Source organism: Limimaricola pyoseonensis (assembly GCF_900102015.1).
Taxonomy (GTDB): Bacteria; Pseudomonadota; Alphaproteobacteria; order Rhodobacterales; family Rhodobacteraceae; genus Limimaricola; species Limimaricola pyoseonensis.
On the sequence record NZ_FNAT01000002.1, the window covers coordinates 1 to 20,229 of the forward strand.

Annotated in this window: 18 protein-coding genes, 1 tRNA gene and 1 rRNA gene; 9 read left to right on the top strand and 11 right to left on the bottom strand. The window is 70.6% G+C overall.

Annotated features, from left to right (window positions below; translation table 11 throughout):
- Positions 1 to 29: 29 nt before the first annotated feature.
- Positions 30 to 144, top strand: a 5S ribosomal RNA gene (gene rrf, locus BLT43_RS03750).
- Positions 145 to 234: 90 nt separating this feature from the next.
- A tRNA-Met gene (locus BLT43_RS03755) sits at positions 235 to 311 on the top strand.
- A gap of 264 nt (positions 312 to 575) precedes the next feature.
- On the opposite strand, the gene BLT43_RS03760 is transcribed toward BLT43_RS03755, so the two are convergent.
- Positions 576 to 1,229, bottom strand: a complete 654-nt coding sequence (locus BLT43_RS03760) for an NADPH-dependent F420 reductase (protein WP_090110261.1) — start codon at positions 1,227 to 1,229, stop codon at positions 576 to 578.
- Positions 1,230 to 1,285: 56 nt separating this feature from the next.
- Complete coding sequence (locus tag BLT43_RS03765; RefSeq protein ID WP_090110262.1) at positions 1,286 to 2,170, bottom strand: SDR family oxidoreductase; 885 nt, start codon at positions 2,168 to 2,170, stop codon at positions 1,286 to 1,288.
- A gap of 86 nt (positions 2,171 to 2,256) precedes the next feature.
- On the opposite strand from BLT43_RS03765, the gene BLT43_RS03770 reads away from it, so the two are divergent.
- Positions 2,257 to 3,177 carry a LysR family transcriptional regulator gene (locus tag BLT43_RS03770; RefSeq protein WP_090110263.1) on the top strand — a complete coding sequence of 307 codons (921 nt, stop codon included), beginning with the start codon at positions 2,257 to 2,259 and terminating at the stop codon, positions 3,175 to 3,177.
- Here BLT43_RS03770 and BLT43_RS03775 read toward each other — a convergent pair.
- Positions 3,166 to 4,074 carry a LysR family transcriptional regulator gene (locus tag BLT43_RS03775; protein ID WP_090110264.1) on the bottom strand — a complete coding sequence of 303 codons (909 nt, stop codon included), beginning with the start codon at positions 4,072 to 4,074 and terminating at the stop codon, positions 3,166 to 3,168. The two genes, BLT43_RS03770 and BLT43_RS03775, sit on opposite strands and share 12 nt — an antisense overlap.
- A gap of 140 nt (positions 4,075 to 4,214) precedes the next feature.
- Here BLT43_RS03775 and BLT43_RS03780 point away from each other — a divergent pair, with 140 nt between their 5' ends.
- Together BLT43_RS03780 and BLT43_RS03785 are read left to right on the top strand one after the other, a co-directional pair.
- Positions 4,215 to 4,898 carry a type 1 glutamine amidotransferase domain-containing protein gene (locus BLT43_RS03780; protein ID WP_090110265.1) on the top strand — a complete coding sequence of 228 codons (684 nt, stop codon included), beginning with the start codon at positions 4,215 to 4,217 and terminating at the stop codon, positions 4,896 to 4,898.
- Positions 4,899 to 4,963: 65 nt separating this feature from the next.
- On the top strand, positions 4,964 to 5,665 hold the full coding sequence (locus BLT43_RS03785) for an SDR family oxidoreductase (RefSeq protein WP_090110266.1): 702 nt from the start codon (positions 4,964 to 4,966) through the stop codon (positions 5,663 to 5,665).
- Between the two features lie 59 nt (positions 5,666 to 5,724).
- Here the strand turns inward: BLT43_RS03785 and BLT43_RS03790 are convergent, their stop codons facing one another.
- The 6 genes from BLT43_RS03790 to BLT43_RS03815 all read right to left on the bottom strand — a co-directional run bounded on the left by BLT43_RS03790 (position 5,725) and on the right by BLT43_RS03815 (position 12,168).
- The gene (locus tag BLT43_RS03790; protein WP_090110267.1) at positions 5,725 to 6,681 is read right to left on the bottom strand and encodes an N-carbamoyl-D-amino-acid hydrolase; all 957 of its coding nucleotides are present in this window, start codon (positions 6,679 to 6,681) and stop codon (positions 5,725 to 5,727) included.
- A complete protein-coding gene (locus tag BLT43_RS03795; protein ID WP_090110268.1) occupies positions 6,678 to 7,934 on the bottom strand; it encodes a Zn-dependent hydrolase in 1,257 nt (418 codons plus the stop codon). Before BLT43_RS03795 ends, BLT43_RS03790 begins: the two co-directional genes overlap by 4 nt.
- Positions 7,934 to 9,169: a diaminopropionate ammonia-lyase gene (locus BLT43_RS03800; RefSeq protein ID WP_242652210.1), complete on the bottom strand. Its 1,236-nt coding sequence runs from the start codon at positions 9,167 to 9,169 to the stop codon at positions 7,934 to 7,936. The genes BLT43_RS03795 and BLT43_RS03800 overlap by 1 nt, the downstream gene beginning before the upstream one ends.
- Positions 9,170 to 9,245: 76 nt before the next feature.
- Positions 9,246 to 10,277 (bottom strand): TRAP transporter substrate-binding protein, encoded by a 1,032-nt coding sequence (locus tag BLT43_RS03805; protein ID WP_090110270.1) that lies wholly within the window; start codon positions 10,275 to 10,277, stop codon positions 9,246 to 9,248.
- Positions 10,278 to 10,335: 58 nt separating this feature from the next.
- Positions 10,336 to 11,610: a TRAP transporter large permease gene (locus BLT43_RS03810; protein ID WP_090110271.1), complete on the bottom strand. Its 1,275-nt coding sequence runs from the start codon at positions 11,608 to 11,610 to the stop codon at positions 10,336 to 10,338.
- A gap of 3 nt (positions 11,611 to 11,613) precedes the next feature.
- Positions 11,614 to 12,168 (bottom strand): TRAP transporter small permease, encoded by a 555-nt coding sequence (locus tag BLT43_RS03815; RefSeq protein WP_090110272.1) that lies wholly within the window; start codon positions 12,166 to 12,168, stop codon positions 11,614 to 11,616.
- 173 nt (positions 12,169 to 12,341) lie between these two features.
- On the opposite strand from BLT43_RS03815, the gene BLT43_RS03820 reads away from it, so the two are divergent.
- Positions 12,342 to 13,205: a MurR/RpiR family transcriptional regulator gene (locus BLT43_RS03820; protein ID WP_090110273.1), complete on the top strand. Its 864-nt coding sequence runs from the start codon at positions 12,342 to 12,344 to the stop codon at positions 13,203 to 13,205.
- 120 nt (positions 13,206 to 13,325) lie between these two features.
- On the opposite strand, the gene BLT43_RS03825 is transcribed toward BLT43_RS03820, so the two are convergent.
- Positions 13,326 to 14,441, bottom strand: coding sequence for a THUMP domain-containing class I SAM-dependent RNA methyltransferase (locus BLT43_RS03825; protein WP_090111474.1), 1,116 nt, complete (start codon positions 14,439 to 14,441; stop codon positions 13,326 to 13,328).
- A gap of 156 nt (positions 14,442 to 14,597) precedes the next feature.
- Here BLT43_RS03825 and BLT43_RS03830 point away from each other — a divergent pair, with 156 nt between their 5' ends.
- The gene (locus BLT43_RS03830; protein WP_090110274.1) at positions 14,598 to 14,969 is read left to right on the top strand and encodes a rhodanese-like domain-containing protein; all 372 of its coding nucleotides are present in this window, start codon (positions 14,598 to 14,600) and stop codon (positions 14,967 to 14,969) included.
- A 67-nt stretch (positions 14,970 to 15,036) separates the two neighbouring features.
- Here BLT43_RS03830 and BLT43_RS03835 read toward each other — a convergent pair whose 3' ends face one another.
- Positions 15,037 to 15,831 (bottom strand): SDR family NAD(P)-dependent oxidoreductase, encoded by a 795-nt coding sequence (locus tag BLT43_RS03835; RefSeq protein ID WP_090110275.1) that lies wholly within the window; start codon positions 15,829 to 15,831, stop codon positions 15,037 to 15,039.
- A gap of 150 nt (positions 15,832 to 15,981) precedes the next feature.
- Between BLT43_RS03835 and treZ the strand changes: the two genes are divergently transcribed.
- A complete protein-coding gene (gene treZ, locus BLT43_RS03840) occupies positions 15,982 to 17,739 on the top strand; it encodes a malto-oligosyltrehalose trehalohydrolase (protein WP_090111476.1) in 1,758 nt (585 codons plus the stop codon).
- A complete protein-coding gene (treY, locus tag BLT43_RS03845; protein ID WP_242652211.1) occupies positions 17,739 to 20,135 on the top strand; it encodes a malto-oligosyltrehalose synthase in 2,397 nt (798 codons plus the stop codon). Before treZ ends, treY begins: the two co-directional genes overlap by 1 nt.
- Positions 20,136 to 20,229: the final 94 nt, after the last annotated feature.

A 20,229-nucleotide genomic window follows, 5' to 3' on the forward strand; every position in this document is an offset into this window, starting at 1 on the left:
CGGCCACCGAACAGATGTTTCTTCCTCGGTCTGGTGGCCATAGCACGAGCGAAACACCCGATCCCATTCCGAACTCGGCCGTTAAGCGCCGTTGCGCTGATGGTACTGCGTCTCAAGACGTGGGAGAGTAAGTCACCGCCAGACCTAGAAAGAAACATCGCCCCTTCTCTCTGATACGATGACAAGGCGCGGCCCTCCAAAACCCCCACAGGGGCCAGAGGCCACGCGACATGGCGCGGGATGGAGCAGCCCGGTAGCTCGTCAGGCTCATAACCTGAAGGTCGCAGGTTCAAATCCTGCTCCCGCAACCAACACCCCCCCAAAGCAGGCACACCCACCCGTACGGCGCGGAACCGGACAGGGTCGAAGCCGTTTCGGAAACGCTCCGCACGACCGATTCAAAGCACTGGTACGACGTAGGACCGGCCGCTGCCGGTCCTCGCATCTTGGTTCTTTGGTGTCCTTGAGGGCCGCCTCGCACCGTGATGATGCGGTTGCCTGCAGCTTAGGCAGCCCGGCGGGCCGCCGATTCCGTGAAAACCTCTCGAACGACCCCGACCTTGGCACCCGGCAGATCACTTCCGCACGATGCGGTAGTTGAAGTCCGCACTGCCCACCACGCCCCACATCCTGAGCCAGAAAGGCATCAGCCCTTCGAGGCCGCGGGCGGCCGAGAGGGGGCCCATGTCGATCGGCTCCGGCCAGCCGAGCTCGGCCAGAAACTCGCGCACCTCGGCCTTGGCGACCTCGTCATCGCCGCAGAGGAAGGCGTCGCTCTGCCCCGGCACCCGGGCCGGGTCGACCATCACCTCGTGGTTCATGGTGTTCAGCGTCTTGACCACGCGCGCGCCGGACAGGCGCGCTTGCAGCGCCTCGCCGGCCGAGGTGGTGTTCGAAAGCTCGGGCACCAGGATCGGCGGCATGCCCTGCGAGAAATCGAGCGGGTTGGTCACGTCGATCACCGTCTTGCCGGCGGCGGCGTCGTTGCCGAGCGCCTCGGCGAAGGCCTCGATCTGCGCGCCGTTCACCGCGACGATCACCCGATCGGCCCAGGCGGCGGCTTCGGCGAAGCTGCCGTGACCGGCGCGCGCGCCGCGCGCCTCCGCCCAGGCCACGGCCGTTTCGTTGGCCGCCACGCGGGCGCCCATGCGGACCTCGTGGCCCAGCTCGTGCAGGCGGGTGGCGAGCGTGTGGCCGACCATGCCGGTGCCGAGAACTGCGTATTTCATGGCGTCACTCCTTGTGGGCCGGGGACCGGCCGGACGGTCCGGCCGGTCGGTGATCTTCAGGCCGCGTCCGGGGCCTTGCCCGGCAAAGACAGCATCCCGGCGATGCCGAGGCTGGCATAGATCCCTTCGGTCACTTGTCCGAGATGGTCGTTATATGCCTTGAGCGGCTCGGCCATGCCGATGCGGTCGACCTCGGTGCGGAAGGGGCGGGTGCCATGGGCCGCACCGATCACCGCGACCACCGCATCCGAGACGAGCTGCGGGTTTTGCTGCGGGTTCTGGGCAAGGAAGCCCTCGAAGCCCGCGAGCGAGGCCTCGGGCGCGCCGGCCATCTCGCCGTAGCCCGCGTCGCGGTCGCGGCTGGCGGGCTGCATCAGGTTGGCCATGAAGCCCGTGGGAAAGCCGCCCGGCTCGACCAGCGCCAGCTCGACGCCGAAGGCCGACAGCTCGGCGCGGTAGTTCTCCGACAGCGCCTCGAGCGCCCATTTCGTCGCGTTGTAGGGCCCGTAGAAGGGCAGGGCGACGCGGCCCAGAAGGCTCGAGACGTTGAGGATCAGCCCCTCGCCGCGCTCGCGCATCTCGGGCAGCACGGCGCGGATCATCCGCTGCACGCCGAAGAGGTTGATCTCGAACAGGCGGCGGAAATCGTCGGCCGAGAAGTTCTCCTGCAGCCCATGCGCGCCGACGCCGGCATTGTTGACCAGCGCGTCGATCCGGCCGAGCCGCGCGCGCGCCGCGGCCACGCCCGCCTCGACCGAGGCGTCGTTGGTCACGTCGATCTCGACGATCTCGGCGCCGAGCGCGCGCAGCTTCGCGGCGGTCTCGGCGTTGCGGCCCGAGACGTCGCGCATCGAGCCCGCGACCCGGTGGCCCGCCTTCAGGAGGTCGGCGGTGATGAGCTGGCCGAAGCCGCTGCCGGCGCCCGTGATGAGGATGTTCATGTCGATCTCCGATCTGCTCTGGCGCCCTTCGGCGCGGTGACGGGTCGGAGATACGGACGCTTCACACTTCGCAACAGACGGATAAGATGGAACCCATGGTTCTGGGTATTAGAACGATAGGCCTGCCGGCCCTGGTCAGCTTCCGCACCGTGGCGCGGCTCGGCGGGATCAGCGCCGCCGCGGCGCAGCTCGGTATCGCCAAGTCCGGCGTCAGCCGCCACGTGGCGCAGCTCGAGGATCATCTCGGCGTGCGGCTGCTCGAGCGCGGCGCGCGCTCGGTGCGGCTGACGCCGGTGGGGCGGCGGCTCGACGACCGCATCCGCTCGATCCTGGCCGAGATCGACGTGCTGGGCGACATCGTGGCGGAGGAGCGCGCCGGCGTGACCGGACAGGTCACCATCGCCGCGACGCCGGAATTCGGCGCGCTGGTCGCGGCCCGCCTCTTTCCCGAGCTGCGCCGCCGTCATCCGGAGCTGAGCCTCGTGATGCGGGCGGATTACGCCTTCGAGGACATGCAGGACCCCGGCACCGATCTCGCGATCCGGGTCGGCCGCGTGCATGACGAGCGGCTGGTGGCCAAGCCGATGGGCGGGTTCTGCCGCTGGCTCGTCGCCGCGCCTGAGCTGGCCGAAGCCGCGCCGCTGCGGCGGCCCGCCGATCTCGCGACGCGGCCCTGCCTCACCTTCCGCGGCGACCGGCCCGGCGCGACATGGCGCTTCGAGAGAGGCCCCGAGAAGGTCGCGGTGGACGTCACCGGCCCGATCGCGGTGCGCAATTTCGGCGTGCTGCTGGAGCTGGCCCGCGCCGGGCAGGGCTTCGGCTTCCTGCCCGCCTTCATGCTGGCCGAGCCGCTGGCACGCGGCGAACTGGTGCGCTGCCTGCCCGGCTGGACCTCGCCCGAGGCACCGGTCTACCTCACCTTCCGTCCCGGCTCGCGCAACATCGCGCGGGTCGCGGCCGTGCTGGAGCTGGCCGAGGCGGTTCTGCCGGGCCTGTCAGCCGCCTGAGGTGAAGCCCGCCACGATCTCGCCGATCAGCCCGCGCAGCCACCGGTGGCCCGCGTCGCGGCGCAGGCGCGGGTGCCAGGCGACCTGGCTGGGAAAGGTGCCGAGCTCGACCGGCACGGGCAGGTCGTGCAGCCCGAAGGGTGCGGCCGTCATCGCCGCGACCCGCGTGGGCACCGTGGCGATGCCGCCGAGCCGCGCCACCGCCGGCGGCGCCGACAGGAAATGCGACACCACCACCGCCGTGTTGCGGCGCAGCCCCGTGTCCTCCATCCGCTTGTGCAGCCCGGAGTGCCACTTGCCGGGCGGCGCGACCACCACATGCGGCAGCCGCTCGAACAGCGCGCGGTCGAGCGATGCGCCCTCCGGCAGCGCCTGCGGCGCGACGAGGCAGCGGAAGCCGTCCTCGAAGAGCTGCGAGACCACGAGGTCGTCCGTCCGGTTGTGGAAGCGGCCGATCGCCAGGTCGAAGGCCCGGCCGGCAAGGCTGCGCGAGTCGAGGTCGGGGCCCAGCGGCGCGATCTCCAGCGCCGCCCTCGGCGCCCGCTCGGCCAGGGCGGCGGCCAGCTCGGGCAGCAGCGCCACCTCGACATAGGGTCCCAGCAGCAGCCGGAAGCGGCGGGTGGTGCGGGCGGGGTCGAAGGGCTCGGCCGCGCGGAAGGCCTGCTCCAGCCGCTCCAGCCCGGCGGCGATGTCGGGCGCGATCTCCAGCGCCCTCTCGGTCGGCTCGACCCCGTAGCGGGCGCGCAGGAACAGCTCGTCGCCCAGCGCCTCGCGCAGCCGCGACAGCGCCGCGCTGACGGTGCTCTGCGACTGGCCGAGCCGCTCGGCGGCGGCGGTGACGTTGCGCTCCTCCATGACCGCATGGAACACGCGCAGAAGCGAGAGATCGGGTGTCATGTCTCCGGAATATCGATTTCTGATCTTGCCTGCATCAATTTCTCGATGGCGTGCCACGGCCCTATCTGGGGTCTCGAGGGGCGGCGCGGCCCGTGACGGGACCGCGCGCCGCACCACGGAGCAACAAGGAGACAGGACCCATGGCACGCATTCTCATTCTTTCGACCGCCTCCGACGTTCTCGGCGAGACCGGCAAGCCCACCGGCGTCTGGTACGAGGAACTGGCGACGCCCTACTACGCCTTCCGCGACGCCGGCCACGAGGTGACGCTGGCCACGCTCGGCGGCCGCGCGGTGCCGATCGACCCGAACTCCGACGCCACCGGCGAAGACGCCCCGACCTCGGTCGCCCGCTTCCGCGACGACGCCGCCGCGACGGCGCTGCTGGCCGCCCCGGCCCGGCTCGAGGACGAGGACATCGCCGGGTACGACGCGCTCTACATCCCCGGCGGCCACGGCGCGATGTACGACCTGGCCGAGAGCGATCTCGTGGCCGCGGTGATCGGCAAGGCCTGGGACCAGGGCAAGGTCGTCGCCTCGGTCTGCCACGGCCCCGCGGCGTTCAGGAAGGCGGTCGACGCCAATGGCGACCCGATCGTCAAGGGCCGCAAGGTCTCGGCCTTCACCGACAGCGAGGAGCGGGCGGTGGGCCTCGCCGACGCCATGCCGTTCCTGCTGGAAACGACGTTGCGCGAGCTGGGCGCCGCGTTCGAGGGCGTCGCGGACTGGCAGCCGCACTCGGTCGCCGATGGCCGCCTCGTGACCGGCCAGAACCCGGCCTCCTCGGACGGCGCGGCCGAAAAGGTGCTGGCGCTGCTCAAGTGAGCCCCGTGGCGCCGCCCCGAGAGGGCGGCGCCATTTGCCGTTCCACGACACAGGAAGGAGATGACATGTCCAAGGTCATCCTGATCACCGGCGCCTCTTCGGGCATCGGCGAGATCTGCGCCCGCCACGCCGTCGCCGCCGGCCACAAGGTGGCGCTCGCCGCCCGTTCGGCCGACAGGCTCGACGCGCTGGTCGAGGAGTTCGGGGCCGAGAACGCCATCGCGCTGCCCACCGACGTCACCGACCCGGCGGCGCAGGAGCGCATGGTTGCGCGCGCCGTCGATCATTTCGGCCGGCTCGACGTGGTGGTGCCCAATGCCGGGCTCGGGGCCTCGGCGCGGGGCACCGAGGCCGGCTCGGTCGAGAGCTTCCGCGAGATGATCGAGGTGAACTGCCTCGCCGTGACCTACACCGCGAAATACGCGCTGCCGCATCTGCGCGCGTCGAAGGGGCACATGGTGCTGATCGGCTCGCTGGCCGCGCAGGGCACCGTCTGGGGCTCGGTCTACTCGGCCACCAAGTGGTTCATCCGCGGCTATGCCGACAATCTCGGCGCCGAGCTGGGCGATGCCGGCGGCCGGGTCACATGCCTGCATCCGGGCATGACCGACACGCCGTTCTTCGACGAGGAAAAGCCCGACGCGCTGCGCCCCGAGGACATCGCGCGCGCCTTCATGTTCGCGATCGAGCAGCCCGAGCACGTGCTGCTGCCGCATCTGCCGGTCTACCCGAAGCCGAAGAAGCCCTATTACGACCCGCATCACTGACGGGGCTGGCGCGGGCCGGTCTGCGGCCCGCGCCGTCGTCCTGCGCGCGTCGGCGCGCCTCAGGCGTCGGACATCTCGGGGGAGCGGGCCGCCTGCGGCGCCTTCGGCGCGCAGATCGGCGCGTAGTCCTCGGGTTCGCGGTGCAGCGCGAAGTTGAAGATGTTCTCGCGGATCTCCTTGCAGCGATCGAGATCCACCTCCGCCAGCGCCAGCTCGTCGCCGAAGCCCTGCGTCTGGGCCACGATCTCGCCGGTGGGCGCGATGATGCAGGTGCCGCCGATCAGGTCGCAGCCCTCCTCGTGCCCGGCCTTGGCCACCGCCACCACCCAGCAGCCGTTCGCATAGGCGCCGGCCTGCATGCACAGGTGATTGTGGAAGTTCTGCAGGTGGTCGTGCTCGGGCGCGAGCGGGTAGTGCAGCGGCGTGTTGTAGCCCAGCATGACCATCTCGGCGCCGCGCAGGCCCAGCACGCGGAAGGTCTCCGGCCAGCGGCGGTCGTTGCACAGGCACATGCCCATCGTGCCGCCGAAGGCCTCGTGCACCGGAAAGCCGAGATCGCCGTGCTCGAAATAGCGCTTCTCGAGATGCTGGAACGGCCGCCACGGCTCGTGCTCGAAATGGCCCGGCAGGTGGATCTTGCGGTACTTGCCGACGATCTCGCCGCTGCTGTCCACCAGGATCGAGGTGTTGAACCGCCGCTTGCGGCCGTTCTCCTGCACCAGCTCGGCATAGCCGAGATAGAAGCCCAGGCCGAGCTCGACCGCCGCGTCGAACAGCGGCCGCGTCTCGTCGCTCGGCATGGCGGTCTCGTAGAAGCGGTCGAGCTCGGCCTCGTCCTCGAGATACCAGCGCGGGAAGAAGGTGGTCAGCGCCAGCTCGGGGAAGACGACGACCTCGGCGCCGCGGCTTTTGGCCTTGCGCATCAGCGCGACCATCCGCGCCACGGTCGAGGCGCGCGACTCGTCGCGGGCGATCGGGCCGAGCTGGGCGGCGGCTACAACATATTGTCTGTTCATTGGTCCTGCTCCGCAAGGATGTCCGCTCCGGCGCGGGCCAGGGCCACGCGGAACAGCACGTCGACGCCGGCCCGGATCTCCTCGGGCGCCGTGTACTCGTTGATGTTGTGGCTGAGGCCGTTCTTCGAGGGGACGAAGACCATCGCCGTCGGGCAGTTCGGGGCGAACATCTGCGCGTCGTGCCCGGCCCCGGAGGGCATGCGCCGCACGCCGTGGCCCAGCTCCGCCGCGGCGGTCTCGATCGCGGCCACCAGCCCCTCGTCGAACTCGACCGGGTCGAACCGGGCCAGGCTGCGAAGCTCGACCGTGCAGCCTTCCTCGGCCGCGGCCTTGCGCGCCGCGCTGCGCAGCCGCGTCTCGGCCTCGATCAGCCGGACGTTGTCGGTGTTGCGCAGATCGACGGTCAGCACCGCCTTCTGGGGCACGACGTTGACCAGGTCCGGCTCGAGCCGGAACGAGCCCACCGTCGCCACCTGGGGCGGGCCGAACGCATCGGCGATCGTGCGCGCCTCGAGCGCGATCCGGGCCGCGACCACGCCGGCATCGTGGCGCATCGCCATCGGCGTCGTGCCGGCATGGTTGGAGACGCCCGTCACCGTGAACTCGGTCCAGGAGATGCCCTGCACGCCGGTCACCGCGCCGATGGCGATGCCCTCGCGCTCGAGTACGGGGCCCTGTTCGACATGCAGCTCGAGGAAGCTGTCGGGCTTCAGGGCGAGGGGGGGCGCGTCGCCGGCATAGCCGATGCGCCGCAGCTCGTCGCCGACGCGCTGCCCGTCGATGCCCACGGTCGCGAGCGTCTGCGCCAGGTCGAGCGCGCCCTGGGCCACGCCGGAGCCCATCATGTCCGGCGCGAAGCGGGCGCCTTCCTCGTTGGTGAAGAAGCCGACCGCGACAGGGCGGCGCGTCTCGATCCCGGCGTCGTTCAGGGTCTCTACGATCTCGAGCCCGGCCAGGACGCCGAGATTGCCGTCATAGAGCCCGCCCGTGGCGACGGTGTCGATATGCGAGCCGATCACGACGGGGGCGGTGTCCTCGCGGCCGCGCCGCACGCCCCAGACATTGCCGATGCAGTCGGTCGTGATCTCGAGGCCGAGCGCGCGCATCCAGCCGCAGACCAGATCCCGGCCGGCCTTGTCCTCGTCGCTCAGCGCGAGCCGCTTGACGCCGCCGCCGGGCAGGGCGCCGACGTCGCCCAGGGCGCGCAGCCGGCCCATCAGGCGGTCGAGGTCGATGCAGGGTCCGGTGGCCATCACGTCACCTGCAGGACTTGCGCGGCGCTGCGGCCGACGAGCTGCTGGTAGAGCGCCGGGTCGGTGTCGGCCTCAGTGCCGAAGACCAGCACCCGCGCATCGGGCCCGAGCTCCAGCGCGGCGCGATCCTCCTCGGAGCGCATCAGCGTGAACAGCGCGGCCAGCCCGGCCACCGCCGACTCGCCCGCGACGATCGGCGTGTCGCCAGAGGTCGGCGCCGCCAGCGCCGTCATCAGCGCGATCGCGTCGGCGTCCGACACCGTCACCACGGCGTCGCAGCTCTCGCGCAGCACCTCCCAGGCGTTGATCGAGATCTCGCCGCAGGCGAGGCCGGCCATCAGCGTGTCGAGATCGCCATGCACCGCCGTCGGCACGCCGGCGCGGATCGTCTCGGCCCAGCAGGCCGAGTTAACCGGGTCGGCGAGGATGATCTTCGGCCGCGCCGCGCCGTAGCGGCGCTTGAAATAGGCCGCCACGGCGGCGGCCATTCCGCCGACGCCGGTCTGCAGCAGGATGTGGGTCGGCGGTTCGGCCAGCGCCGCGTCGGCCTCGGCCGCCATCAGCTCGTAGCCCTGCATCACGTCCTTGGGGATCTCGGTGTAGCCGGGATAGGAGGTGTCGGAGACCACGAACCAGCCCTCGCGCTCGGCGGTGTGCTGCGCCTCGCGGACCGAGTCGTCGTAGTTGCCGGTGGTGCGGCGCACCTCGGCGCCATAGGCCTCGATCGCGGTCTTGCGGCCCTCGCTGACGGTGGCGTGGATGAAGATCACGCAGTTGCAGCCGAAGGTCTGCGCGCCCCAGGCGACCGAGCGGCCGTGATTGCCGTCGGTGGCGCAGCAGACGGTGATCTCGCGCACCACGTCGCGGTGGTCGCCGCGCAGGATCTCCTCCATCGCCGGCATCTCGCCGCCCCGGCGCGCGGCGATCTCGCGGCGCAGCAGCTGCGCCACGGCATAGGCGCCGCCGAGCGCCTTGAAGCTGCCCAGCCCGAAGCGCGGGCCCTCGTCCTTGTAGTGCAGCGCGGCGACGCCGGCCTCGCGGGCCAGCCCCTCGAGCCGGTGCAGCGGGGTCGTCGCGTAGCCCGGCCAGGCGGTGATGGCCGCGCGGGCCTGCGCGAGGCCGGCATCGCTCAGGATCGCCTCCTGGGCCTCGCCATAGGCCGCCTGCGGGTCGGCCAGCGGATTGCGGATGATCTCGCCATCACAGGACAGTGTCACGCGACTTGCAGTCTGCACGTCGATCTCCTTCGGGTGTTGTCTTGGGGGTGGGCCGGACCCGGACGGCGTCGTCCGGGTCCGGGCGGAACCTTAGTCAGAACTTCGCGGCCTCGACCGAGCTCTGGATCGATTCGAGCATCTGCAGGCCCTTCTCGCCGTACTTCTCCTCGATCAGGGCGCGCACGGCGGGCTGGGTGGCCGCGGCGAACTTCGCCTGCTCCTCGGGGGTCACGACGTTGACCTCCATGGTCTCGGAGAGCTTGGCGAGGCCCTCGTCGGAGGCCTCGATGATGCGCGACATCGAGCGGCCGGCATCGGTGGCGACCTCTGAGGCCCAGTCGACGATCTCGCGGTGCTCGTCGCTCAGCCCGTCGTAGAAGTCCTGGTTCATCGCCCAGACATAGGGGGTGATGATGTGGTTGGTCAGCGACAGGTAGGTCTGGACCTCGTCGAACTTGGCGAAGGCGATGACCGGGACCGGGTTCATCTGGCCGTCGGCCACGCCGGTCTGCAGCGCGGTGTAGACCTCGGCCCAGGGCAGCGGGGTCGGCTTGCCGCCGAGCGAGGTCACCAGCGCCTCGTGGGTGGGCAGCGTCATCGTGCGGATGCGCAGGCCCTCCATGTCCTCGACCGTCTTGATCGGGCGCTCGCTGTTGGTGAAGGCGAAGAAGCCGCCCGAGTCGAGCAGGCCCAGCACCTTGAGACCGGTCTCGGCCTCGAGATCGGCGACGAATTCCTGGCCGAAGGCGCTGTCCTTGTCGATCACCCGGCTGGCGACGCCGATGTTGGGGAAGGCGAAGGGGATGTCGAACACGCCGACCAGCGGGTAGTGCTGCGCCACGCCGCCGGCCGAGGAGATCGTCGATTCGACGATGCCGGCGCTGACCTGGTCGATCACCTCGTTGTCCTTGCCGAGCTGGCCGTTCGGGAAGAGCTGCACCTCGATCTCGCCGTTCGAGGCGGTCTCGACCAGCGACTTGAAGACCGAGGCCATGGCGCCGGAATGGCTCTTGAGCGGATCTTCGGGGTTCAGGTGGGCGAGCCGCATCGTCACGTCCTGTGCCAGGGCGGGCAGGGCGACGCTGCCGGCAAGGATCGCGCCGAGGGCGAGGGTCTTCAGTTTCATGGTCAGGCTCCCAGTTGGCAGGTTTCTTGGTTTGGTTGTCGTCGGGGTCGAAACGGGCTCACAGGCCGAGCAGGCGCGGGATGAACAGCGTCAGGTCGGCCCAGTAGGCGACGACGAGCAGCACCGCGAATTCGGCGAGAATGAAGGGCCACAGCGCCGTGGTGATCGCCTCGACCTTCTCCTTGGTCACCGAGGCGAGGACGAAGAGGCAGGCGCCGACCGGCGGCGTCATCAGCGAGATGTTGAGCGCGAGGATGATCATGATGCCGGCATGCACCGGGTCCATCCCGATCTGCAGCGTCAGCGGCGCCAGCACCGGGGCGAGGATGATCAGCGTCGCGTTGATGTCCATGAACAGCCCGATCACCAGCAGCAGCCCGAGGATGAGCGAGATCACCACGGTCGGGTTTTCGGAGACCGAGAGCACGGCCTCGGCGATCGCCTGCGGGATCTGGTTGAAGGCCATCCACCAGCCGAGGATCGTGGCCGAGGCGATGATCAGGAAGATCACCCCGGTGATGCGGGTGGTGCGCACCGCGATCTCGTAGAGGTCGGTCCAGCTCAGCGCGCGGTAGACGATGCCGCCGACGACCAGCGCGTAGAAGACGGCGATGGCGGCGGCCTCGGTCGGGGTGGCGATGCCGCCCAGGATCGAGCCGAGGATGAAGATCGGCAGGATGGCGGCGAGCCAGGCGTCCTTGAGCGCCGCCCAGACCGAGCGGACGCTCGGCTTCTGCGTGCCCTTGGGCAGGTTGAGCCGCTTGCCGAGCAGGGCGATCACCAGCATGCAGATCGCGCAGATCAGCAGGCCCGGCAGGATGCCCGCCGCGAACAGCCCGGCGATCGAGACCCCCATCAGGGAGCCGTAGATGATCGCCAGGGTCGAGGGCGGGATGGTCGGGCCGATGATCGAGCCGGCCGCGGTCACGGCGCAGGCGAAGCGGCGGGTGTAGCCGGCCTTCTCCATCGCCGGCACCAGCGTGTTGCCGAAGGCGGCAGCGTCGGCGGTGGCCGAGCCGGTGATCCCGGCGAACATCACCGAGGCCACCATGTTGGAATGCGCCATGCCGCCGCGCATCCAGCCGACCAGCGCGTCGGCCAGCCGGACGAGGCCCAGCGTGATGCCCGAGCGGTTCATGATCTCACCGGCGAGGATGAAGAAGGGCATCGCGAGGAAGGGGAAGAGGTCGAGCCCGGCGAACAGGCGGTCCGGCGCCATCGCCATGAATCTCGGGCCCATGCTGAAGATGCCGATCATCCCCGCCACCCCGATGGTGAAGCCCACGGGCAGGCCGATGACCAGAAGGCCGAAGAAGCTACCGAGTACGAGCATGTCTTAGTTCTCCGTCGGCGCGAGCGCGTCCGAGTTCATACCGGCCAGCGCGTCGCCGGTGCGTTCCGGGGCCTCGCTGGCATGGAAATCGTGAATGGCGGTGAGCAGCAGCTGGATGCAGGCCAGCGCCGCGGCCAGCGGCACGCCCATGAAGGGGTAGGCCTTGGGCATGTCGAAGATCATGGTCTGGCGCTTGAAGCCGCGCTCGACGAATTCGAGCCCGTACCAGAACAGCAGCGCGAAGAAGGCGAAGGCGATCAGGTCGAAGCCGACCGCGAGGTAGCGCCGCCCCGTGGCCGGGAACTTGGCGAACAGGAACTCGACCCCGATATGCTCGCGGTAGGCGATGCCCGAGGAGACCGCGAGCAGCGCCATCCAGATCATCAGGTAGCGGGCCAGCTCCTCGGTGAAGGTCAGCGGCAGCGGGATGACGTAGCGCACCAGCACCCCGAGCCAGACGTCGAGGACCAGCAGCACCAGCAGGGCGACGCAGGTGACCTCCACGACCTTGTTGAGCTTGAGGCTCGCGGACCTCGCGGCTTCGGCAACTCTCGGCATCCCATCCTCCTGACAACGCGACGGCCCAGCGCTACGTGACGTGAGGGCAGACTGGAACCAGTTTTCCAGTCTGTCAAATCTTTTGGAAAGTTTTTTCTATTGACCTGAAAAGATGGGCAGGTTTTCTAGGGGAAGGCCCAGAAGTTGTGCGATAGGTGAGGATAGCGGGTAGGATGAACGCCACGATCAGCAAGCCGACCGACATCGTCGGGGCGATTCACCTCGCCTATGAGGGGCTCAGTTCCCGCGAGAAGGAGGTCGCCGATCACGTTCTCGCCGCCCCGGGCGACATCAGCATGTATCCCGGCAGCGAGCTGGCCGCCCGCGTCGGCGTCTCGAACTCGACCATCACCCGCTTCGTCAAGCGGGTGGGGTTCGAAAGCTACGAGGAGATGCGCCTCGCCGCCCGCGAGGCGCGCCAGACCGGATCGCCGCTCTTCACCGAAAGCCACGCCGCGGATGCCGCGGAGAACGGCGTCATCAACCGCTTCGCCGATGCCGAGGCCGCCTGCCTGCGCGGCGCGCTCGCCGATCTGTCGCATGACCGGGTGCAGGAGATCGTCTCGGCCCTGCTCGGGGCGCGGCAGGTGGCCTTCATGGGCTTTCGCAACAGCCACTTCCTGGCCAGCTACGCCCGCAGGCTGGTGTTCCAGTTCCGCAGCGGCACCAGCCTGATCCCGTCCTCCCCGGGCGAGAGCATCGCCGAGCGGATCGCCGATCTCGGCAAGGACGACCTCGCCGTGGTGGTGGCGATGCGGCGCACCGTGCGCCCCATGCGCAGCTATGTCGAGGCGCTTCAGAAGGCCGGCGTGCGGATCCTGCTGGTCACGGATCCCTCGGTGCGGATCCTGCCGACCTATGCCGAATGGACCATAAGCTGCCCGGTGGAGAACCCGCATGTCTTCGACAGCTATGCCGGCTCCATGGCGGTGCTGCGGCTGATCGCCTTCGAGGCGTTCCAGCGCTCCGGCGCCAAGGGCCGCGCCCATCTGGCCCGCATCGAGGCGGTCCATGAAGGGCTGGACGAACTCAGCTGACATCGCCCGGCGGTCCTTGGGCGCATGGCCCGGCACCGACGCTCTCCGCGTCCTTCCGGCCCCGGCCCGCTGCCGGCCTCCCGGCCATGGCGACCGGACCGCGTTCACGCGGGGCCGCCGTCAGGGCAGCGGATCGGTGCGGTGGAGCTGCACCCTGAGCCCGCCCAGCGGCACCGGCGCCGCGGCCGGCACGAAGGGCAGGCCGGTGGCGCGGGCAAGGCCCGTCTCGCTGGTCACCAGCCCGACCCGCCAGCCGGAGAACCGCGTCTTCAGCACCTCGCCCAGCGCGCCGTAAAGGCCGTAGAGCAGCTTCTTGTTGCCGATCCGCGCGCCGTAGGGCGGGTTGACCATGACGAGGCCCGGCGCGCCCTCGGGGCGCTCGAGATCGCTGATCGCGTGCTGGCGGAAGGTGACGAGGTCGGCCACCCCGGCGCGTTCGGCATTGGCCTCGGCCCCGCGGATCGCGCCGGCGTCGCGGTCCGAGCCGAAAAAGCGCAGCGCGGGGCGCGGCCCGGCGGGGCGGTCGCGCATCGCGGCCCAGGCGGCGGCGTCGAAGCTCGCCAGCCGCTCGAAGGCGAAGTCCCGGCCGCGTCCCGGTGCCAGGCCCGCCGCGATCTCGGCCGCCTCGAGCAGGAAGGTGCCAGAGCCGCACATCGGGTCGAGCACCGGCTCGTCGCCCGCGTAGCCGCATTGCCGCAGGAACAGCGCCGCCAGCGTCTCGCGCATCGGCGCCTTGCCGACGGCTTCCTTGTGGCCGCGCCGGTGCAGCGGCTCGCCCGAGCTGTCGAGGCTGAGGGTCACCGCGTTGTCCTCGATCCGCACCTTCAGCACCAGCTCGGCCTCGGGCGAGAGCGTGGCGCCGAATTCCTCGGTCAGCGCCGTCTCGATCCGCTGGGCCGCGGCCCCGGCATGGTAGATCTTCGAGCGTTTCGTCGTCACCTCGACCCTGAGCGGTACGTCGCGGCGCAGCGTCTCGCCCCAGGGGAACTTGCGCGCCCGCTTGTCGAGCTGGGCGAGGTGGAAAGCCATGAAGGACCCGATCCGCACCAGCACCCGGCCCGCGCCGCGCAGCTCGAGATTGGCGCGCCAGACTTCGGGCCAGCCGCCGCGGATCGTCACGCCGCCGGGCAGGGCGGCGGGGTCGCGGAAGCCCTTTTCGAGCGCCTCGGCGCGCAGCGCCTCCTCGAGCCCCGGCGGGGCGGCGAGGAACAGTTCCATGTCATCGGTCTGGGTCATGCCCGCGTCCATAGCCGCTTCGCCCGGCCGCGGCGACGGGATTCTCGCGCGGTTTGCCGACCCGGGGCCGCCGTCTTGCGGGACGCCGCGCGAGGTCTACCATCATGGAGGTGCGGTCCAGCGGGGCCGCGCCCGTTTCAGGTCAGGGAGCACAGCATGAAGACCGCCAAGGACTACCTCGAGGAAGCCAACGCGCAGGTGGAGCGCATCCCCGCGGAGGAGGCGATCAAGAAGCACGGCAGCGGCGCGCTCTTCGTCGACGTGCGCGACTCGGCCGCCATCGCCAAGACCGGCACGATCGCGGGGGCGCTGCGCGCGCCGCGCGGCTTCATCGAGTTCATGGCCGACCCCGAGAGCCAGTTCCACGAGCCGAGGCTCGCCAAGGATGCCGAGATCTACCTCGTCTGCGGTGCGGGCGGGCAGGCGGCGCTGGCCGGCAAGACGCTCAAGGAGATGGGATTCCAGAACGTGACCAATATCGGCGGCGTCCCCCAGTGGAAGGAGGCCGGCGGCCCGATGGAGGACTGATCGCTTCGGATCGCGAAGAAGGCAGGGCCGCCCGGGGGCGGCCCTGTTTCGTTCAGGCCGGCAGGGATCAGAGGTTCATCGCCCCGACCGCGCCGCCATCCACCCGGTAGGCCGAGCCCACGGTGAAGCTCGCCCGGTCCGAGCAGAGCAGCGCGATCACCGGCGCGACCTCCTCGACCTTGCCGCGGCGGCCGAGCTTGAGGAAGGGGCGCTCCTCCTTGAGGAAGCTCTCGATCGCCTCCTCCTTGCTGACGCCCAGCTCCTCCGAGCGCTTCTCCATCATGCCGTCGGTCATCGGCGTCTCGATGAAGGCGGGCGCGACCGCGTTGAACAGCACGCCCTTCTGCGAATAGGGCATCGAGACGCATTTGGTGAAGTTCAGCAGCGCCGCCTTGGCGGCGTTGTAGACCGCCTCGTCCGGGTAGGGCTGCACCGCGTTCTCCGAGGTCACGAAGACCACCCGGCCCCAGCCCTTCTCGACCATCTGCGGCACCAGCGCCCGGCTGAGCCGGACGGCGGACATGAAGTCGATCTCCCAGGCCTCGTTCCAGTCCTCGTCGGTCATCTCCAGCGGGTCGCCCTTGGCGCCGGTGACGCCGGCGGCGTGCACGAGGATGTCGCAGCCGCCCTTCTGCTTCAGCGTGTCGGCGAGACGGGCGATGTCGCCGGTGTCGGTCAGGTCGGCCGCCATGTGGCCGTCGATGCCGTCGAGCTTCTCGGCCGCGGCCTTCAGGTCGTCCTCGCTCACGTCGCTCAGGAAGGGCAGCGCCCCTTCCGCGATCAGCAGCCGCGCCACCTCGACGCCCATGCCGCCCGAGCCGCCGGTGATCAGCGCGCGCTTGCCCTTGATGCCCAGATCCATGTCATGTCCTGTCTGTTGCGTGGTGGCCTCGCGGCCGGTCGCAGGAGAAAGGACGCTGCGCCGCCTATGTTCCTTGACGGCATGTCGCAGCGCGGGCGGAACCGCCCGGGGCGCTGGCCCGTTCGCGTTGCAGGGGCAAAGAGGATCATCATGAGCCAGGACAGGTCGTCGAAGCGCGCGGACGCACAAACGCAGTCGCGCTGGGGCGCGCAGCGCATCGGGGAAGGGCGCTGGCGCTTCGGCCTCTGGGCGCCCTCGGCCGACAAGGTCGCGCTGCAGCTCGGCGGGGCCGAGACGCCGATGACCCGCGGCGAGGACGGATTCTGGCAGGTCGAGGCCGCGGCTGAGACCGGCACGGAGTACATGTTCGTCATCGACGGCGAGGCGCGCCCCGACCCGGCGGCGCGGCGGCAGGCGGGCGACGTGCACGGCGCCTCGGTCCTGGCCGATCCCGGTGCGCGCGAGTGGACGTCGAAATGGGTCGGCCGCGCCTGGGAAGAGGCCGTCATCTACGAGGTGCATGTCGGCACCTTCACCGAGGAAGGCACCTTCGCGGCCGCCGCGAAACGGATGCAGGAGCTGGCCGATCTCGGCATCACCGCGATCGAGATCATGCCGGTGGGCCAGTGGCAGGGCGATCGCGGCTGGGGCTATGACGGCGTTCTGCCCTACGCGCCGCACCCGGCCTACGGCACGCCCGAGGAGTTGCAGGATCTGGTCGAGGCGGCGCAGTCGGCCGGGCTGATGGTGCTGCTCGACGTGGTCTACAACCATTTCGGCCCCGACGGCGCCTATCTGCACGCCTACGCGCCCGAGTTCTTCGAGGAGGCGCGCCACACGCCGTGGGGCGCCGCCATCGACTTCACCAAGCCGGCGGTGCGCGAGTTCTTCGTCGAGAACGCGCTCTACTGGCTGCGCGACTACCGGCTGGACGGGCTGAGGCTCGACGCGGTGCACCAGATCCAGGACCCGAGCCCGCACCACGTGCTGGTCGAGCTGGGCGAGCGGGTGCGCGACGCGGGCCTCGACCGCCCCGTTCACCTCGTCACCGAGGACGAGCGCAACGAGCCCGAGCTGCGCGATACCAAGCTCTACGCCGCGAGCTGGAACGACGACTACCACCACGCGGTCCACGTCGCGCTGACCGGCGAGAGCGAGGGCTACTACAAGCCCTTCGCGCATGACCCGATCGGCGATCTGGTGCTGGCGCTGGGCCGCGGCCATGTCGAGGAGGGCCAGCCCCGCCCCGGCCGCGAGACCCGCCGCGGCCGCCCGGCCGCGCACCTGCCCTGGACCGGCTTCGTCAACTCCAACCAGACCCACGACCAGGTCGGCAACCGCGCCGTGGGCGAGCGGCTGCTCTCGCTGGCCGATCCGCGCGGCGTCGAGGTGGCGCATGCGATGCTGCTCACCTCGCCCTTCGTGCCAATGCTGTTCATGGGAGAGGAGGCGGGCGAGACCGCGCCCTTCCTGTTCTTCTGCGACCACGAGGGCGAGCTGGCGCGGCTCACCCGCGAGGGGCGGCAGAGGGAGTTCGAGCATTTCGCGGGCTTCTCGGGCGAGGTGCCCGACCCCAACGCGCGCGAGACCTTCGAGCGTTCGCACCCCTTCCGGGGCGAGGCCGACCACATGGCGCATTGGCGCGGGCTGACGCGCGACCTGCTGACGCTCAGGGCCGAAAAGATCGTGCCGCTGATGAAGTCGGGCCGCGCCGGGGATGCGCGGGTCGCCCGCACCGGCCCGCGCGCGCTCTCCGCGCTTTGGCCTTTCCGGGACGGCCACGTCGTGGCACGAATCAATCTCGGCTCGCCGCCCGACACGCCGCCCACGGCCGAGCCGCACGACTTCGCCATCGGCGATCCCGCCGCCGATCCCTTCGCCTTCGCCGTGATCGTGAGCCGCCACTGATGAGCACCGAGCTTCCCCGCGCCACCTACCGCCTGCAGCTGCGCGAAGGCGTGAACTTCGACACAGCGCGGCGGCTGCTGCCCTATCTCGCCGGTCTCGGGGTCAGCCATCTCTACCTCTCGCCGGTCTTCACCGCGACCACCGGCTCGACCCATGGCTACGACGTCACCGACCCGACCGAGATCGACCCGGCGCTGGGCGGGCGCGAGGGCTTCGAGGCGCTGGCCCGCGCGGCGAGGCAGGCCGGCCTCGGCATCGTGCTCGACATCGTGCCGAACCACACCGCCTTCGGTCTCGAGAATCCGTGGCTGCGCGACGTCCTGCGCCACGGGCCCGACAGCCGCTACGCCCGGCATTTCGACATCGACTGGGCCAAGGGGCGGCTGGTGCTGCCCTTCCTCGGCGCGCCCTTCGAGGAGATGCTGGAGCAGGGCGCCTTCACGCTGCGCGAGGGCGAGACCGGCCCGGAATTCGCGACCGAGCATTTCGCCGTGCCGATGGCCGCCGGCACGCTGCCGCCCGAGGACGGGCGCCGCGACCCGGACGCGATCCGCGAGGCCCATGCCGCGCAGCACTGGCGGCTGACGCATTGGGAATACGAGCGCGACGGCGTCACCCATCGCCGCTTCTTCAACGTCACCGGGCTGATCGGCATGCGGGTCGAGGACGAGACGGTGTTCGACGACATGCACGCGCTGCTGTTCGAGCTTCTGGACGAGGGGCTGGTGCAGGCCATCCGGCTCGACCACATCGACGGGCTGGCCGACCCGGCGGCCTATCTGCGGCGGCTGCGCGACCGGGTCGGCGACACCCCGGTCTGGATCGAGAAGATCCTGACCGGCGACGAGACCGTGCCCGCCGACTGGCCGATCGAGGGCACCACCGGCTACGAGGCGGCGCGCGCGATCTCGCGCATCCTGACCGACGCCTCGGGCCTGGCGCGGCTCGACGAGACCTGGCGGCGCGAGACCGGGCGCGAGGGCCGGTTCCACGACGTGCTCGAGGCCGCCAAGCACGAGGTGATCCGGCTGGAGCTGGCCGCCGAGCTGCACCAGCTCATCGCCATGGCGCGCGAGGCGCTCGGGCCCGACGGCGCGATCGAGACCGGCGACGAGGCGCTGCGCGAGGCGATCATCGCGCTGCTCGTGGCCTTCCCGCGCTACCGCACCTATTTCGCGCCCGGCACGACGCCGGCCGGCGACGAGCTGGAGCTGATGCGCGCCGTGACCGAAAGGGCGGGGGAGGGGCTGCGCACCGACGCCACCGTCCGGCTGGTCTCGGGTTTCATCACCGACCCGCAGGACGAGGTGGCCCGCGCCTTCCAGTGCCGCTTCCAGCAGGTGACGGGCGCGCTCTTGGCCAAGGCGCATGAGGACACCGCGGGCTTCCGCTGGAACCGCTACATCGCCGCCAACGAGGTCGGCGCCGACCCCGACGAGCCCTCGATCACCCCCGAGGAGCTGTCGGGCTGGCTGTCGCGCCGCGCGCCCAGCGAGATGACGCTGACCTCCACCCACGACACCAAGCGCTCCGAGGACGCCCGGATGCGGCTGGTGGCGATCAGCCATCTGCCCGAGGCCTTCCTCGCGCTGTGGGAGCACAGCGAGGAGGTGGAGGGCGCGACCGAGATCGACCCGAACCTGCGCTGGTACATCCTGCAGACCCTGCTGGCGATGTGGGAGGCGGGGCGCGAGGACATCGCCGACCGGCTCGGCCGGCACGTCGAGAAGGCGATGCGCGAAGCCAAGGAGGTCACCACCTGGACCCATCCCGACGCCGAGGCCGAGGCTGCCGCGCAGCGCTTCGCCTCGGCCCTCGCGGCGGCCTGGTCGCGCGAACTGCCGCCCGGTGCGGCGCAGATCATGGCGCGCGGCGAGGCGCTGTCGCTGGCGCAGACCGCGCTCAAGCTGGTCATGCCGGGGGTGCCCGACATCTACCAGGGCACCGAGATCGGGGCGTTCCAGCTGACCGACCCGGACAACCGCATGGCGGTCGATTTCCGCGCCATCGCCGGGCTCGCCATGGCGGGCGCGCGCGACTGCTTCCCCGAGCCGGTCGACCCAGCGACGCTGCCCGCCGCGGCCGGGGCCGATGCGCCGGATACCGCCCCAGCTCTCGACAGCTTCGCCGGGCGCAAGTCGCGGCTGATCTGCGCCGCGCTGGCGCTGCGCCGGGCGCGGCCCGAGTTCTTCACCGCCGCCGGTTGCCGGATCGAAGCGCCCGAGCCGGACCATCTGCTGCTGACCCGCGAGGGGCCGGGCGGGCGGGTCGAGCTGCGCATCGACCGCATCGGCGACCCGGTCGCCGCGCCGGCGGGGACTGAGCCGGTCTGGCCGATCGATGCGCGCGACACCGAAGCTCCGGTGCGGATCGACTGGATCCCCGCCGCGCCCTGAGGCGGCGCCCGAGGCGGGGGCGGAACAAGCGCGGCCCTGCGGCGTTGCCGCAGGGACCTTCCCGCGTGGCCGAAGGCCGTTCGTCGCCTGTGCC

What these genes read in the sequence shown, in the direction of transcription:
- BLT43_RS03760 (WP_090110261.1), bottom strand. Translation starts at nt 1,229, where the DNA reads ATGAAATACGCAGTTCTCGGCACCGGCATGGTCGGCCACACGCTCGCC.
- BLT43_RS03765 (WP_090110262.1), bottom strand. Translation starts at nt 2,170, where the DNA reads ATGAACATCCTCATCACGGGCGCCGGCAGCGGCTTCGGCCAGCTCATC.
- BLT43_RS03770 (WP_090110263.1), top strand. Translation starts at nt 2,257, where the DNA reads ATGGAACCCATGGTTCTGGGTATTAGAACGATAGGCCTGCCGGCCCTG.
- BLT43_RS03775 (WP_090110264.1), bottom strand. Translation starts at nt 4,074, where the DNA reads ATGACACCCGATCTCTCGCTTCTGCGCGTGTTCCATGCGGTCATGGAG.
- BLT43_RS03780 (WP_090110265.1), top strand. Translation starts at nt 4,215, where the DNA reads ATGGCACGCATTCTCATTCTTTCGACCGCCTCCGACGTTCTCGGCGAG.
- BLT43_RS03785 (WP_090110266.1), top strand. Translation starts at nt 4,964, where the DNA reads ATGTCCAAGGTCATCCTGATCACCGGCGCCTCTTCGGGCATCGGCGAG.
- BLT43_RS03790 (WP_090110267.1), bottom strand. Translation starts at nt 6,681, where the DNA reads ATGAACAGACAATATGTTGTAGCCGCCGCCCAGCTCGGCCCGATCGCC.
- BLT43_RS03795 (WP_090110268.1), bottom strand. Translation starts at nt 7,934, where the DNA reads ATGGCCACCGGACCCTGCATCGACCTCGACCGCCTGATGGGCCGGCTG.
- BLT43_RS03805 (WP_090110270.1), bottom strand. Translation starts at nt 10,277, where the DNA reads ATGAAACTGAAGACCCTCGCCCTCGGCGCGATCCTTGCCGGCAGCGTC.
- BLT43_RS03810 (WP_090110271.1), bottom strand. Translation starts at nt 11,610, where the DNA reads ATGCTCGTACTCGGTAGCTTCTTCGGCCTTCTGGTCATCGGCCTGCCC.
- BLT43_RS03815 (WP_090110272.1), bottom strand. Translation starts at nt 12,168, where the DNA reads ATGCCGAGAGTTGCCGAAGCCGCGAGGTCCGCGAGCCTCAAGCTCAAC.
- BLT43_RS03820 (WP_090110273.1), top strand. Translation starts at nt 12,342, where the DNA reads ATGAACGCCACGATCAGCAAGCCGACCGACATCGTCGGGGCGATTCAC.
- BLT43_RS03825 (WP_090111474.1), bottom strand. Translation starts at nt 14,441, where the DNA reads ATGACCCAGACCGATGACATGGAACTGTTCCTCGCCGCCCCGCCGGGG.
- BLT43_RS03830 (WP_090110274.1), top strand. Translation starts at nt 14,598, where the DNA reads ATGAAGACCGCCAAGGACTACCTCGAGGAAGCCAACGCGCAGGTGGAG.
- BLT43_RS03835 (WP_090110275.1), bottom strand. Translation starts at nt 15,831, where the DNA reads ATGGATCTGGGCATCAAGGGCAAGCGCGCGCTGATCACCGGCGGCTCG.
- treZ (WP_090111476.1), top strand. Translation starts at nt 15,982, where the DNA reads ATGAGCCAGGACAGGTCGTCGAAGCGCGCGGACGCACAAACGCAGTCG.
- treY (WP_242652211.1), top strand. Translation starts at nt 17,739, where the DNA reads ATGAGCACCGAGCTTCCCCGCGCCACCTACCGCCTGCAGCTGCGCGAA.